The organism is Mumia xiangluensis (assembly GCF_010994095.1).
GTDB lineage: Bacteria > Actinomycetota > Actinomycetes > Propionibacteriales > Nocardioidaceae > Mumia > Mumia xiangluensis.
Genome location: NZ_WJYO01000006.1, coordinates 209,399 through 223,609, shown reverse-complemented (window position 1 = coordinate 223,609; position 14,211 = coordinate 209,399). Strand labels below are relative to the sequence as shown.

The 14,211-nt window shown below is 71.6% G+C and carries 13 protein-coding genes; 7 read left to right on the top strand and 6 right to left on the bottom strand.

The genetic code is table 11. From position 1 onward, the window contains the following. Positions 1 to 79 precede the first annotated feature (79 nt). Genes hrpA through ypfJ form a run of 3 tightly spaced genes read right to left on the bottom strand, consistent with a single transcriptional unit; the run spans position 80 to position 5,653 of the window. Positions 80 to 3,946, bottom strand: coding sequence for an ATP-dependent RNA helicase HrpA (gene hrpA / locus GH747_RS18760; protein WP_205603020.1), 3,867 nt, complete (start codon positions 3,944 to 3,946; stop codon positions 80 to 82). 10 nt (positions 3,947 to 3,956) lie between these two features. Next, positions 3,957 to 4,751 carry a CPBP family intramembrane glutamic endopeptidase gene (locus tag GH747_RS18755; protein ID WP_228553001.1) on the bottom strand — a complete coding sequence of 265 codons (795 nt, stop codon included), beginning with the start codon at positions 4,749 to 4,751 and terminating at the stop codon, positions 3,957 to 3,959. Positions 4,752 to 4,753: 2 nt separating this feature from the next. Then, the gene (gene ypfJ / locus GH747_RS18750; protein ID WP_149771153.1) at positions 4,754 to 5,653 is read right to left on the bottom strand and encodes a KPN_02809 family neutral zinc metallopeptidase; all 900 of its coding nucleotides are present in this window, start codon (positions 5,651 to 5,653) and stop codon (positions 4,754 to 4,756) included. Between the two features lie 63 nt (positions 5,654 to 5,716). Here ypfJ and GH747_RS18745 point away from each other — a divergent pair, with 63 nt between their 5' ends. From GH747_RS18745 to GH747_RS18735, 3 genes are all read left to right on the top strand, one after another. Continuing rightward, positions 5,717 to 6,991, top strand: a complete 1,275-nt coding sequence (locus tag GH747_RS18745; protein WP_228553000.1) for a DUF445 domain-containing protein — start codon at positions 5,717 to 5,719, stop codon at positions 6,989 to 6,991. A 66-nt stretch (positions 6,992 to 7,057) separates the two neighbouring features. Next, on the top strand, positions 7,058 to 7,936 hold the full coding sequence (locus tag GH747_RS18740; RefSeq protein WP_149771152.1) for an AAA family ATPase: 879 nt from the start codon (positions 7,058 to 7,060) through the stop codon (positions 7,934 to 7,936). Then, complete coding sequence (locus GH747_RS18735; protein ID WP_149771151.1) at positions 7,933 to 9,363, top strand: VWA domain-containing protein; 1,431 nt, start codon at positions 7,933 to 7,935, stop codon at positions 9,361 to 9,363. The genes GH747_RS18740 and GH747_RS18735 overlap by 4 nt, the downstream gene beginning before the upstream one ends. Positions 9,364 to 9,383: 20 nt before the next feature. Here GH747_RS18735 and GH747_RS18730 read toward each other — a convergent pair whose 3' ends face one another. Both GH747_RS18730 and GH747_RS18725 read right to left on the bottom strand, forming a co-directional pair. Next, entirely contained in the window at positions 9,384 to 10,016 is a 633-nt protein-coding gene (locus tag GH747_RS18730) for a GrpB family protein (protein ID WP_149771150.1), read from the bottom strand. Further along, positions 10,013 to 10,648 (bottom strand): LysE family translocator, encoded by a 636-nt coding sequence (locus GH747_RS18725; RefSeq protein ID WP_149771149.1) that lies wholly within the window; start codon positions 10,646 to 10,648, stop codon positions 10,013 to 10,015. Before GH747_RS18725 ends, GH747_RS18730 begins: the two co-directional genes overlap by 4 nt. Positions 10,649 to 10,697: 49 nt before the next feature. On the opposite strand from GH747_RS18725, the gene GH747_RS18720 reads away from it, so the two are divergent. The 4 genes from GH747_RS18720 to GH747_RS18705 all read left to right on the top strand — a co-directional run bounded on the left by GH747_RS18720 (position 10,698) and on the right by GH747_RS18705 (position 13,233). Then, positions 10,698 to 11,219: a CGNR zinc finger domain-containing protein gene (locus GH747_RS18720; RefSeq protein ID WP_149771148.1), complete on the top strand. Its 522-nt coding sequence runs from the start codon at positions 10,698 to 10,700 to the stop codon at positions 11,217 to 11,219. Then, a complete protein-coding gene (locus GH747_RS18715) occupies positions 11,216 to 11,572 on the top strand; it encodes a DoxX family protein (RefSeq protein ID WP_149771147.1) in 357 nt (118 codons plus the stop codon). Before GH747_RS18720 ends, GH747_RS18715 begins: the two co-directional genes overlap by 4 nt. Positions 11,573 to 11,596: 24 nt before the next feature. Then, positions 11,597 to 12,022, top strand: coding sequence for an SRPBCC family protein (locus GH747_RS18710; RefSeq protein ID WP_149771146.1), 426 nt, complete (start codon positions 11,597 to 11,599; stop codon positions 12,020 to 12,022). A 74-nt stretch (positions 12,023 to 12,096) separates the two neighbouring features. Continuing rightward, the gene (locus tag GH747_RS18705) at positions 12,097 to 13,233 is read left to right on the top strand and encodes an FUSC family protein (RefSeq protein WP_149771145.1); all 1,137 of its coding nucleotides are present in this window, start codon (positions 12,097 to 12,099) and stop codon (positions 13,231 to 13,233) included. Here the strand turns inward: GH747_RS18705 and GH747_RS18700 are convergent. Next, a complete protein-coding gene (locus GH747_RS18700) occupies positions 13,211 to 14,188 on the bottom strand; it encodes a DMT family transporter (RefSeq protein WP_149771144.1) in 978 nt (325 codons plus the stop codon). The genes GH747_RS18705 and GH747_RS18700 overlap by 23 nt on opposite strands. Between the last annotated feature and the right edge of the window lie 23 nt (positions 14,189 to 14,211).

Below are 14,211 nucleotides of genomic sequence, written 5' to 3'. Positions count from 1 at the left end.
CGAGTCGAAACCACCGGAAGGCGCTGCGCCCCGTCGAGGGGCTTCGACTCGGGCTGCGCACGCTCAACCGGCCAGACAGCTAGCCGATCGCGTCGATCAGCTTCGTGACGCGCTTGGGCGAGACGGACACCGCGGTGCGGAGCCGCTGCGCGAACGTGCCGACGCGAAGCTCCTCGAGCGCCCACCGGGCCTCGACGACAGCGTCCGAGCGTCGCTCGACGTCGGGGAGCTGCTCGACGACCTCGTAGAAGCGCGCCTCCAGGTCCTGCACCGTGTGACGCTGCTCGGCCTCGGTCCGGTCGTCTCCGTGCTGGAGCCGGTGCGACGCCGCGCGGAGGTAGCGCGGCAGGTGCCGCAGCTGGTCGAGCCCGGTCTCGGAGACGAACCCGTCGTAGACCAGCCACGACAGCTGGACCTCGATGTCGCGCACGATCTCCGGCTTGCTTCCTCGGTAGCGGTCGAGGTCGCTGCGGAGGCTGCCGAGGTCGGCGATGACCCGCTCGACCTCGCGGGCGACGGCGAAGGTCTGTGTGTACAGCTCGGCCCGGACCTTCTCGCGGAGCCGCCCGAAGGTCTCCGCGTCACGCACCGGCGCACGGCCGGTGACGGCGTCGATGCCGGCGAGGACGCAGTCGAGCATGAGCAGCGACGTGCTCGGGTACGGAGCGCCGGCGAGCACGAGCAGCGCACGGGTGCCGAGGTCCTTGGCGACCTGGGCACCTGGGGAGGGCACGTTGAGCGCCAGCAACCGCCGTACGCCCTCACGCGACGCGATCTCCGCGTGCAGCGGCGACGCGAACACGCGCAGGTCGACGTGGGTGCCGCGGTCGACGAGGGCCGGGTAGGCGGTGACCTCGTGCCCGCGGCTCATCGACGTGACCTCGGTGGGGATCGTCCCGACGTCCCACGTCATGATGCCGTCGCGCTCGATGCTGCTCGACGCGGCGGCGATGGTTCGTCCGAGGCGGGGGCGCAGCTCGGTGCGAAGACTGTCGAGGTCCTTGCCGCGTGCCACCTCGGCATCGCCGTCGAGGACGCGGAAGGTCACGCGGAGGTGCTTGGGCACGCCCGCGAGGTCGAAGGTCTCCGGCTTCACGACGTGCCCGGTCAGCGCGCGCAGTCCCTCGGACATGGCGTCCACGACCGGCTTGGAGCTGTCCAGCGGCAGTGCGAGAAGGCGGCGGGCGACGTCCGGGGCGGGCACGAAGCTCCGCCTGACCTGCTTCGGCAGCCCGCGCAGCAGTGCGGTGACGAGCTCTTCGCGATAGCCGGGCACGCCCCACAGGAAGGCCGTCTCGTCGAGGTCGGCGAGGCGTTCGAGCGGGACGTCGACGGTCACGCCGTCGACCTCGCTGTCGGGCTCGAAGGCGTACGAGAGCGGGAGCTCGAGTCCCGCGGACTCCCACGTCGTCGGGTACGCCTCGAGCGCGACGTCGCCGGCGTCGTCGCGGACGAGGTCGTCGGGGGTGAGGTCGAGGAGGTCGGGCGTGCGGTGGCGCGCCTTCTTCCACCACGAGTCGAAGTGGCGTACGGAGACCACACCCGGGCCGACCCGCTCGTCGTAGAACGCGAAGAGTGCCTCGTCGTCGACGCGGATGTCGCGGCGGCGGACCTTGTCCTCGAGCTGTTCGATCTCGGCGATGACGTCGGCGTTGCGCTTCCAGAACGGGTGGTGGGTGCTCCACTCGCCCTGCACGAGCGCGTGCCGGATGAAGATCTCACGGGCGACCTCGACGTCGACTTTGCCGTAGGACACGAGGCGGTCGGCAACCACGGGGACGCCGTACAGGGTGACCCGCTCGTGCGCCATCACCGCGCCGCGGCGCCGTGACCAGTGCGGCTCCGAGTAGCTGCGCTTGAGCAGGTGTGCGGCCTCCTGCTCGATCCACGCGGGCTCGACCTTCGCGGCCGTGCGCGCCCAGAGACGAGAGGTCTCGACGAGCTCGGCGGCGACGACCCACTGCGGCGGCTTCTTGGCGAGACCCGAGCCGGGGAAGATCGCGAACCGTGCGCCGCGCGCGCCGAGGTAGTCACGGGTCTCGCCCTCGCGCAGGCCGATGTGCGACAGCAGTCCGGCGAGCGCCGCCGCGTGGATGCGGTCCGGGTCCGCGGGCGTGCTGTTGAGGTCCAGGCCCATCCCCTTGCACTGGTCGCGCAGCATCGCGTGCACGTCCTGCCACTCGCGGATCCGCAGGAAGTGCAGGTAGTCCTCGCGGACCATCCGCCGGAACGCGTTGCCGGACAGCTCGCGGCGCTGCTCGCGGAGGAAGTTCCACAGGTTGAGGTAGGCGAGAAAGTCAGACGTCGGGTCGGTGAACCGCGCGTGCTTCGCGTCGGCCTGCTGCTGCGCCTCGAGCGGGCGCTCGCGCGGGTCCTGGATCGACAGCGCGGAGACGATCACGAGCATCTCGCGGAGCACACCGTACGACGACGCCGCGACGAGCATCCGGGCGAGCCGTGGGTCGAGCGGGAACGCGGCGACCTGGCGCCCGACCTCGGTGAGGGAGCTGCGCATGCCCTTCGCGCCCGCGGTGAGTGCGCCGAGCTCTTCGAGCAGCCCGACCCCGTCGCGGACCGCCCGCTGGTCCGGCGGGTCCAGGAACGGGAAGTCCTCGACCGGCCCGAGGTCGAGCGACGCCATCTGGAGCATCACCGACGCGAGGTTGGTGCGGAGGATCTCCGGGTCGGTGAACTCCGGCCGCGCGTCGTAGTCGTCCTCGGCGTAGAGGCGGATGCAGATGCCGTCGGACGTACGGCCGGAGCGGCCGGCCCGCTGGTTCGCGCTCGCCTGCGAGATCGGCTCGATGGGGAGTCTCTGGACCTTCAGGCGCTGGCTGTAGCGCGAGATGCGAGCAGTGCCCGGGTCGACGACGTAGCGGATCCCGGGGACCGTCAGCGAGGTCTCGGCGACGTTCGTCGCGAGGACGACGCGCCGGCCCGTGTGCGCCTCGAAGACCTTGTGCTGCTCGGCCGCGGACAGCCGCCCGTACAGGGGGAGGATCTCGGTCCGTCTGAGCTTGCGGTCCCGCAGCATGTCGGCCGTGTCGCGGATCTCGCGCTCGCCGGACAGGAACACGAGCACGTCCCCGTCGGACTCGCGCCCGAGCTCGTCGACGGCGTCCCCGATCGCCGCGAGGACGTCGCCGTCAGCCCGCTCGGTGAGCGGCCGGTAGCGGACCTCGACCGGGTACGTCCGCCCGCTGACCTCGATGATCGGCGCGGGTCGCCCGTCGGCGTCGGCGAAGTGCTCGGCGAAGCGCTCCGGGTCGATCGTCGCCGACGTGATCACGACCTTGAGGTCGGGGCGACGGGGGAGGAGCCTACGGAGGTAGCCGAGCAGGAAGTCGATCGTCAGCGACCGCTCGTGCGCCTCGTCGACGATCACCGTGTCGTAGCGCAGCAGCAGCGGGTCGTCGTGGATCTCCGCGAGGAGCACGCCGTCCGTCATCACCCGCACGAGCGTGTCGCGGCTGGAGCGGTCGTCGAACCGTACGGCGTAGCCGACCGCCTCGCCGAGCGTCGTCTTCGTCTCCTCGGCGACCCGGGCCGCGACGCTGCGGGCCGCGATGCGCCGCGGCTGCGTGTGGGCGATGGTCCCGCGCACGCCGCGGCCGAGGCCGAGGGCGATCTTCGGCAGCTGCGTCGTCTTGCCGGAGCCGGTCTCGCCGGCGACCACGATCACCTGGTGCTCGGCGAGCGCGGCGGCGATGTCGTCGCGGCGTTCCGAGACCGGCAGCTCCGGCGGGTACTCGAGCGCCGGCACCGACGCCGTACGACGTGCCACCCGGGCTTCTGCTGCGACGATCTGCTTCTCGACGTCGGTCAGCTGCGCGGCGCGGTGTGCGGCGTCGCGTTGGGACGCTGCCCGGTCCAGGCTCCGGCGCAGCCGACTCTCGTCGCGCAGCGTCACCTCACGCAGGCGCGTACGCAGGTCGCCGACCGTCATCCGAGAACCCCTAAGGCAGGTTGAGCGCATCCTTGAGCAGGGCGTACCCGACGAACGCGACGATGTCGAGGATCGCGTGGGCGATCACCAGCGGCACGATGCGCCCTGTCCGCTGGTAGAAGTACCCGAACACGATACCCATCACCGCGTTGCCGATCGCCGGGCCGATCCCCTGGTAGAGGTGGTACGATCCACGCAGCGCCGCGCTCGCCGCCAGGACGTGCCAGCGTCCCCAGCCGAGCTGCGTCAGCCTCCACATGAGGTAGCCGACGACGATGACCTCCTCGAGGACCGAGTTCATCAGGGCCGAGGCGATGAGGACGGGCACGCGCCACCAGTGGTCGTCGAGGGCGCTCGGGACGATCGTGGCCGTGATGCCGAGGGCGCGGCCGATGAAGTAGAACGCCAGACCCGGAAGCCCGATGAGCGCCGCGAGGCCGATGCCCCAGCCCGCGTCGCCCACGGCTGAGCCGCGCCCGATACCGAGCACCCGGCGCGGCGCGTCGCTCGACCGGACGAGGAGGTAGAGCACCAGCACGACAGGCATCAGTGCGAACCCGATACCGAGGAGCTGGTAGGTCAGGTCGAGCCACGACCTGTCGCTGCGCGAGGCGTTGAGCGTCGCGGTCTGGTCCGAGAGCGGACCCCGGGTGAGCTTCGCGACCAGGGAGACCGACGCGTAGATCGCCGACTGAAGCAGCGAGATCAGGAGGACGATCCAGACCTCGACGCCGAGCAGGCGGCGCTGAGGGGCGGCGACCGGCGACGGCGCAGGGACCAGCGGGCCGGGGAACGCGACTCTCACGATCAGAGCTGCTGGGCGGACAGCGTGTCGCAGGAGTTCAGGTTGCCCGACTCGTAACCGGTCATGAACCACCGCTGCCGCTGCTCCGACGACCCGTGCGTCCAGCTCTCGGGATTCACGCGACCGGTCGTCGACTCCTGGATGCGGTCGTCGCCGACCGCGGCCGCCGCCGACAGCGCCGACTCGATGTCGGCTTCGGTGAGCGGCTGGATCAGCGTCGTGCCGTCCGCGTCCTCGGTCGTCGAGGCGTGGTTCGCCCACACACCGGCAAGGCAGTCCGCCATCAGCTCGACCCGGACCGCGCCGGACGTCGCACCCTGGCGGTCCTGCTGCGCGTACTGGAGGACGCCGAGGATGTTCTGGACGTGGTGGCCGTACTCGTGGGCGACCACGTACATCTGGGCGAGCGCGCCGCCGTCCGCGCCGTACCGGCTCGTCAGGTCGTCGAAGAAGGACGCGTCGATGTAGACCTGCTCGTCGGTCGGGCAGTAGAACGGGCCGACCGCGTTGCTCGCCGTGCCGCAGGCCGACTGGGTCTGGCCGGAGTAGATCACCGTGTACGCGTCGCGGTACTGGCGGTTCGCGTCGGCCGGGAGCGCCTCGCGCCAGTAGTCCTGGACGCTGTTCACGGTGCCGACCACGCGGCAGACGTCGTCCCGGTTGGCGTCGGCGCCGGTCTTGCACTGCGAGAGGTCGAGCTCGCTCGTGCCGGCCTGCTGGATCTGCGAGGGGTCGAACGCGCTCGACGTCCCTCCCTGCTCGAACGGGTTGACCCCGAGGAGGAGGCCGATGATGAGCAGGATGATGCCGCCGGCACCGCCGCCGATCGCGACACCCGTGCGACTGGAACCACCGCTGCGGACCTGGCTCGTGTCGAGGTCCGCCCCCTCGTTGAAGGTCATGGTCGGAGTCTAGGGCGATCGCGGCCTCCGGACTGCCCGCCATCGTCCCGCTAGGCTTCCCGCGTGAGCGAGTTGCGGACCATCGGCTTCACCGTTCCGGAGTCCCTCGGTGGTTCGGACGCCGTACGACGACGCGGCCTGCGGCAGATGCGTACCCTCGCGTCGGGACTGCTGGTCATCGCGGCCATCGTGTACGCACTCACGTACGGCGAGAGCGGCGCGCTCGGCTACGTCAACGCCGGCGCCGAGGCCGCGATGGTCGGTGCCCTCGCCGACTGGTTCGCCGTGACCGCGATCTTCAAGCACCCGCTGGGCCTGCCGATCCCGCACACGGCGCTGATCCCGAAGCGCAAGGACGCGCTCGGCGTGAGTCTCCAGGAGTTCGTGACCGACAACTTCCTCAACGAGGCCGTCGTCCGCGAGCGCGTGGAGTCCGCCAGGATCAGCCTGCGGATCGGCCGCTGGATCGCCGATCCTGCGCACGCCCGCCGGGTCGTCGACATCGGCTCGCGCGTCCTGCGCGACGGCCTCTCGCGGATCAGCGACGAGGACGTGGCGGCGATCGTCCGCGAGGTCGTCGTGCCGCGGCTCAAGGCCGAGGAGCTCAGCCCCGCTGCGGGGCAGGCGCTCGGCGAGATCGTCCGCGACGGCGCACACCACGGCCTGGTCGACATCGGCGTCGAGGAGCTCCATCGGTGGCTCCTCGAGAACCAGGAGTCGGTCGAGGAGATGGTCGCCGACCGGGCTCCGTGGTGGACGCCGCACTGGGTCGACGGCCGGATCTCGTCGCGGCTCTACCGCGAGGCGCTCGCGTGGGTCGACGACGTACGCGCCGATCCCGAGCACCAGGTGCGCCAGTCGCTCGACGCGTTCCTGGTGACGCTCGCCGACGATCTCCAGCACGATCCTGCGACGCAGGCACGGGCAGAGGCGCTCAAGGAGCGGGTGCTGTCCCAGCCGCAGGTCGTCGACGTCGCGATCGCGCTGTGGAACGGACTGCGCCACGCCCTCTTGGACTCGCTCGACGAGTCCGCAGGGATGCTCCGTACCCGGCTGGTCGCGATCCTGTGCGAGACGGGGGAGCGGATCGTCGCCGAGCCAGAGCTGCAGGTGCGCCTGGACCGCATGGCGAGCGACACGGCGGCGTTCGTCGTCACGAACTACGGCAGCGAGATCGCCACGGTCATCTCCGAGACCGTGAACCGGTGGGACGGGCGCGAGGCGTCGCGGCGCATCGAGCTGCACGTGGGACGCGACCTCCAGTTCATCCGGATCAACGGCACGGTGGTCGGCGCGCTCGCGGGCGTCACGATCCACGCCTTCTCGCACCTCCTCTGACCGCCCCTCCAGATCCGCCTCCCCGTCCGCCCCGTGGGTGATCGGCGCCCGCGTAGGGTGGGGCGCGTGAGTGAGCGATTCGCCTCCGTCGAGGACGTCACCGACCAGCTGGCGGCCCAGGGATACCTGGCATCACCGTCTGTCGCGACCACGGTGTTCCTGGCCGACCGGCTCGACAAGCCGCTGCTCGTCGAGGGACCCGCGGGCGTCGGAAAGACCGAGCTCGCCCGTGCCGTGGCGCAGGCGACGGGCGCCGGGCTCGTCCGGCTCCAGTGCTACGAGGGCGTCGACGAGGCACGTGCGCTGTACGAGTGGAACCACGCCAAGCAGCTCCTGCGCATCACCTCGGGCCGCGGCGAGACGTGGGACGCGACGCGTGACGACATCTTCACCGACGAGTTCCTCCTCGCCCGCCCGCTGCTGCAGGCGATCCGATCCGAGGACCCGAGCACCCTCCTGATCGACGAGGTCGACAAGGCCGACCTCGAGATCGAGGGCCTCCTGCTCGAGGTGCTGAGCGACTACGCGATCACGGTCCCGGAGCTCGGCACGCTGACGGCGCGCCACGCGCCGTTCACGGTGCTCACCTCGAACGCCACCCGCGAGCTGAGCGAGGCGCTGCGCCGGCGCTGCCTGTTCCTGCACATCGACTTCCCGGAGCCGGACCTCGAGGAGCGGATCGTACGCTCGCGCGTCCCGGGCGTGGACGACACCCTGGCGACCTCGCTGGTCCGCGTCGTCAACGCGCTGCGCCGCATCGATCTGCGCAAGGCGCCGTCGGTGTCCGAGAGCATCGACTGGGCTCGTACGCTCCTCGCGCTCGGCGCCGAGTCGCTCGACGAGGCCGTCGTCGACGAGACCCTCGGCGTACTCCTCAAGCACACCGACGACGTGGCCCGAGCACGCAAGCACCTGCAGCTCGACGAGGCGGACGTCCGTCGATGACGGACAGGGTCTCGACGAGCGACAGCGGCGCGGGGTCGCTCCCGGGTCGCCTCGTCGCGATGGTCGAGGCGCTGCGCGGGCACGGGATGGTCGTCGGCACGAGCGAGACGGTCGACGCTGCCCAGGTCATGGGCGTCCTGACGCTCGCCGACCGTGATCTGCTACGCGAGGGGCTGGCCGCTGCGCTGATCCGCCGTACGGGGCAGCGCCGGGTGTTCGACGCCGTCTTCGACGTGTACTTCCCGGCTGCCGTCGGCGCCCGTACGTCGGTCCGCGAGGACGGCGCCGACGACGGTACGGCGTCGCCCACCGCGCGACCGCGGGGTGTGGACGACGTCCGCGACGACCTCGTCGAGGCGCTGGCGCAGGGCGGGCGCGAGGCGCTCGAGGACGTCGCTGCTGCCGCGGTCGATGCGCTCGGCGCGATCCAGGCGGGCTCCGGTCCGGGCGCGGCGGGCGCGGGCTGGTCGGCACGGCAGACCCTCGAGCAGCTGCGCCCCCAGACCGCGATCGTCCGGGCGCTGGCGCAGCGGGGGAGCACCGCGGGATTCGGTGAGCGCCTCGATCGTGACGAGGTGCGTCGCGACGTCGAGCGGTTCCGCGAGCTCGTGCAGACCGAGGCCAGCCGCCGTACGGCGGAGGTGCGTGGGCGCGACCGTGTCGCGAAGTACGCCGTCCGCCCGGACGCGAGCCAGGTCGAGTTCCTCGCCGCGAGCCGGGAGCAGGTGCTGGAGCTGCGGCGCACGGTGCAGCCGCTGGCGCGCCGTCTCGCGACCCGCCTGTCCGCACGACGGCGTCGGCGCAACCGCGGCCAGGTCGACATCCGGCGGACGCTGCGGCGCTCCATGTCGTACGGCGGCGTGCCGTTGAACCCGGTCTTCGAGCATCGCCGCAAGGCCAGGCCCGAGCTGGTGCTGCTGTGCGACACGTCGGGGTCCGTCGCAGGATTCGCGGGGTTCACGATGCTGCTCGTCCAGGCGCTGCGCGACCAGTTCAGCAAGGTGCGGGTGTTCGCCTTCGTGAACCACACCGACGAGGTCACCGAGCTCGTCACCGGCGGCGAGGCCGACCCGGCGGCGCTGGCAGAGCGCATCGCGGCGAACGCGAACGTCGCGCCCTGGCACGCGTCGAGCGACTATGGTCGCGCGCTGCGGTCCTTCGTCACCCGGTACGGCGCCGTGATCGGGCCCCGCACGAGCGTCCTGATCCTCGGGGACGCCCGCGCGAACCACCTCGATCCCGACCTGGACGCGCTGCGCGACATCGTGGGCCGCGCACGGCGCACGTTCTGGCTCAACCCCGAGCACGAGAGCCGATGGGGGCTCGGCGACTCGGTCGCACCGGCGTACGCGCAGATCGTCGACATGCACGAGTGCCGCACGGTCGATCAGCTCTCCGGGGTCGTCGGGCGGCTCCTGCCGGTCTGAGCCGCGGCGCGCTCGAGGTGCTAGTCGATCGGCTGCGGATCGTGCGGATGGTCGGGATCGGCGGCGAACGCGTGCTCGTAGATCTCGTAGATCAGCCTCGCCTTCGCCGCGTTGTACGCCATCACGGTGCCGAACTCTCTCGTCGCGAGCTCCTCCTTGAGACGCGCGTACGCCGTCCGGTCGGCGTCGTCGGCAAGCAGCCGTTCGCGGAACAGCAGGTGCCGCCGCGGCTCCGCGGCGTCCGGCCCGAACACGTGGAGGTTCACCTGCAGCGGGTCGTCGAGCCGCAGCATCCGGTGCTGCTCCCACCACGGCTCGCGGATCCGCAGGACGTAGCCGAGGCGCTCCAGCGGAGGGACGTACGACGGCTCGTCGGCAGGGTCGGCCACGATCAGGTCGACGTCGATGATCGGCTTCGCCGCCAGGCCCGGCACGGACGTGGATCCGGTGTGCGCGACGGCGATGGCGCGGCCGTCGAGGGCCTCATGGATCGCGTCGGCGATGCGTGCGTACGCCGCCGGCCAGGCAGGGTCGTACGCGACGACCGCGACGCGACCGCCGACGACGCGCGGCTCGGTGCCCGAGACGAAAGCGCTGTCGGTCTGCTCCTGGGTGGGCGTCTCGAACGGACGCCAGAGGGGATGGACGCTCACCCCGCGATCGTACGGAGAGCCTCGACGAGGAGCAGGACCGCCAGGGCGGCGTACACGGCGGCGGCGAGCAGCGTGAGCGCGGTGCCCGCCCGCCCGCGAGTGTCGAGCGTGCGTCCTAGGCGCCCTGCGGCGACGCCGATCGTGGCGTCGCACGCGAGCCCGACGAGCAGGAAGAGCGTGCCGAGGGTGAGCATCTGGAGCGCCGGCGCGCCGTTGTCGGCGTCGACGAAGCCCGGCAGGAACGCGGCGAAGAACAGGATCACCTTCGGGTTGGTCAGGTTCGTGACGACCGCCCGCAGCAGCACGTCGCGTGAGCGAGGGCTCTCTGCGGCAGCGACCGGCCGGCCGAGCTCGCGGACCGTGGCAGCCGCGAGCCAGCCGAGGTATCCGGCGCCGACCACCTGCACCGCGACGATCAGCGCGGGGTTGACCGAGAGGAGGACGGCGAGCCCGGCGGTGGCCGCGGCGACGTGGACGACCATGCCGATCGCCATCCCGAGCGCAGAGACGACGCCCGCCCGCGGACCGTACCGGAGGGCCACCGCGGCGATGTAGGTGTTGTCGGGTCCAGGAGCGATCGTCACCGCGAGCACTGCGGCGACGAATGCGGGGAGGACCGACGGATCGACCATCGGTCAACAGTAACGCCACTCGCCGACATTTACTGTTACACTCTCTCCCATGCTTCTTCCCCTCGAGCCCGACGACGTCGTGGTCCTCGTCAACGAGTGGGGGACTGCGCCCAGGGTCGAGGCGGGGGAGGCCGCCCAGGCATACCCGCCGGTCAGCCTCGTGGTTCCCCCCGACACCGTGCGGTTCGACGACGCCGCACTGACGGGCATCGCCGACCTTCTGCATCCCGTGTTCGCCGCGCCGTCGAGCGCCGAACGAGTACGCCTCATGGACGACCTGCTCGCCCGAGCGGGTACGACGGTCCGCCTGGCGCTGGCCGACGATCAGGTGACAGCGGAGTGGAGGCCGGCAGACCGGTCCGACTCCCTCCTCGTCGCCGCACTGCGGACGCTCCATGACATGCTCGTGGAGCGGGGTCTCGACGCGATCGGCACCTGCGACGCGGACGCCTGCGTCGACGTGTGGATCGACCGGCCCCGCGGGCGCCCGCGGCGCTACTGCTCCGACACCTGCTCGGGGCGCGCACGCGTGACCGCTTTCCGCCGACGCCGACGAGAGGAACGCCCGTGAGCAGCCTCCCCGATCCTGTCTGGCCAGTCCTGGTGCTGGCCGTGATCCAGCTCGCGGACGCGGTGTTCTGCGTGAAGCCGCTGGCGTTCGTCCGGGAGTGCCTGACCGATGTGCGTTTTCCGCGTCGCTGGTGGCCCGTCCTCACTCCGCTCAAGCTCGCCGCGGCAGCCGGCCTCGTCGCCGGGATCTGGGTCCCGTACCTCGGACTCGTGACGACCTTCGCGCTCATCGCCTACTTCCTGGTCGCGATCGGCGCGCACCTGCGCGCACGCGACCTCGGACGCAACCTGTTCATGAACGCGATCGGGATGCTGGTGATCTGCGTCGGCGTCGCCTGGGTGAGCTTCGCATGAGGACGCTTCTGTGAGGACACGCCGATGAGGTACGAGGTGCAGGTCGATGTCGCCGCGCCGGCCGAGGTCGCCTGGTCGGTGCTCGCGGACCCGTCCGAGTGGCCGTTGATCACCGACAGCTTCATCAAGGTGACGCCGAAGGGTGCCGGCGGACTCGTCGTCGGCCAGCGCTACGTGGTCAGGCAGCCGTCCATGCGAGCGATGTCGTGGCGGGTGACCGAGGTCGAGGAAGGCGTGGGCTTCACCTGGCGCGCGACAGTCCTCGGCGTGCGTACGGAGGCCTCGCACCGGGTGGTCGCGCGGGAGACGGGAGCCCGCTTCGAGCTTGTCCTGGAGCAGACCGGCCTTCTCGCGGGCATGACGGGGGCGATCGGGGGGACGCACTACCGTGCGCTGGTCGACCGCGAGGCCGCCACGTTCGCCGGGGCCGCCGAGCACCGCGCGCGCTGAGCGCTGCCGCCCGCCGACCGCGTCGGCTTCCGAACGATCGGCTTTCGAGCGCAGCCCGCACTAGCGTGAACAGCATGCTCATGCGCTCGACGGCGAGCACCGACCCGCTGCTCGGATCGCGCCTCCACATCGCGGTGAAGGCGGCGATCGCAGCCGCGGTCGCCTGGCAGGTCGGCAACCTCATGCCGAGCCCGCTGGGCGACTACGCGTACTACGCGCCGATGGGTGCCGTGCTTGCCGTCCACCCCAGCGTGGCCGGTTCGCTCCGAGGATCCCTCCAGATCTTCGTGGCGCTGGTCATGGGCGCGGCCGTCGGCGCCTTCTTCCACGCGCTTCCTCTGCCGGGATGGGCAGGCGTCGGACTCCTCGTCCTCTCCGCGGTGATCCTCGCCGGCTGGGACCGCCTCGGCGACGAGCGCAGCTGGGTGATCACCGCTGCCCTGTTCACCTACATCCTCGGCAACATCGACACGTCCGACTTCGTGGCCGGTCTGGTCGGGCAGGTCAGTCTCGGGGCGGTGATCGGGATCACGCTGACTCTCCTGCTGCCGCCGATCCCGGCTCGGGTCGCGCGGCGCCGCCTCGACGCCGTGTCTGCCCAGGTCGCCGACCAGCTCGAAGGCATGGCGGAGGTCCTCCGCGGACGGACCGACGACCCGGGAGCGGCGTGGCTCGACGTCGCGCGGGAGGTGCTCCCGGACGCGTTGCGTCTGCGCGAGAGCTTCGCGACCCTCGACGACTCCCTGCGCGGCAACCTGCGCGCCTCGCGCTGGCGTGACCAGGTCGGGAGGAGGCGCGCGGAGGCCGACGTGATCGAGCGGGTCGCCGCGCTGGTCGAGAACCTCACGTACATGCTCGGTGAGGTCCAGTCGTCGCCGCGCCCGTGGCTCCGTGTGGGCGGTGACGCTGCGCAGACCGTCGCCGACGTCCTCGACGAGCTCGCCTCGGTCGTACGACGGCTCGTCGGCGACGAGCCGCTCGGCGCGGACGACGTCAGGGCGCTGTCAGTCGGCGTCGAGCAGCTCTCGGCACTGGTCAGGGACACCGTGGGGAACGGTGAGGAGTCCTTCCCCGGCGCAGCGGTCGTCGTGAGTCTCCGGCGGATCCTCGGCGTGCTGCCGACCGGCGACAGTGACGACATCGGACCCCCGATCACGCCGTTGCGGGACCCGTCCTGGCCGCCACGCGTCAGCCGTCGGAAGCAGCCGTAGACGCGGGCGTCGGACCGCCCACGCCCGTACGCATCTGTGGGTCGCGCTGCGCCGGCGCGGTCGTGCGGCGACGCCCGAGCCCGAGCGCGAGTCCGGCGGCGACGACGGCGACGCCGACCCAGACACCTGCGCCCGGGACGTCGCCCGTCACGACGATGCCGACCCCGGCGGCAGCGACCGGTGCGACCCCGGTCAACAGACCCGCTGATGCTGCGCCGACCCGGGCGACCGTGGCGTACCAGAGCACGAAAGCGACGGCCGTGACGAGGATGGCGAGGTAGGCGATGGCCACCCACTGGTCCCGCTGGATGCGTGCTGCGGCGGTCGGGCCTTCGGTGAGCAGCGCGAGGACCGCGAACATGGCCGTCCCGACCAGGACCGAGTGGACGGACACGCCCCAGGCGCCGAGCCGTGGCAGGAGCGGGACCGCGAGGAGGGTGAATGCCGCCTCGCACGCCAGGGCGACGGCGGCCCAGCCCACGCCGTACGCGTCGGTGCGTCCGAAGCCCTGGACCAGCACGCTCCCAGCAGTGACCGTCGCAGCGGCAGCCAGCAGGCGGCGCGACGGGGAGCTGCTCTCGAGAAGTGGTCCGAGGAGCCCGAGGACGACGGGAACCGACGCCACCGCGACGGCGATCGCCGCGGGTTCGGCATGCTCAGCACCTCGGACGAGGGCGACGTTGAAGAGCACCAGGCCCGATCCGGCGAGCAGGACGAGCAACGGCCAGTCGCGTCGCCGCGGCATGGGAACGGCACGTCCGAGGATGCGTGCGCAGAGGATGAGCACGGCGGCGGCTGCGGCGTACCGGATCGCCTGCGCCGTCATCAACGGCGCGTCCACGAGCACGTGGGAGACGGCGACGCTGCCACCGACGAGGGCCATGCCGACGGCGCCGGGGACGTAGTAGGCCGGATGAGTGCCGGCGGGAGCGGAGCGGTGAGGTTCACGGTGCATGTGACCCACCCTGTTGCCAGGAT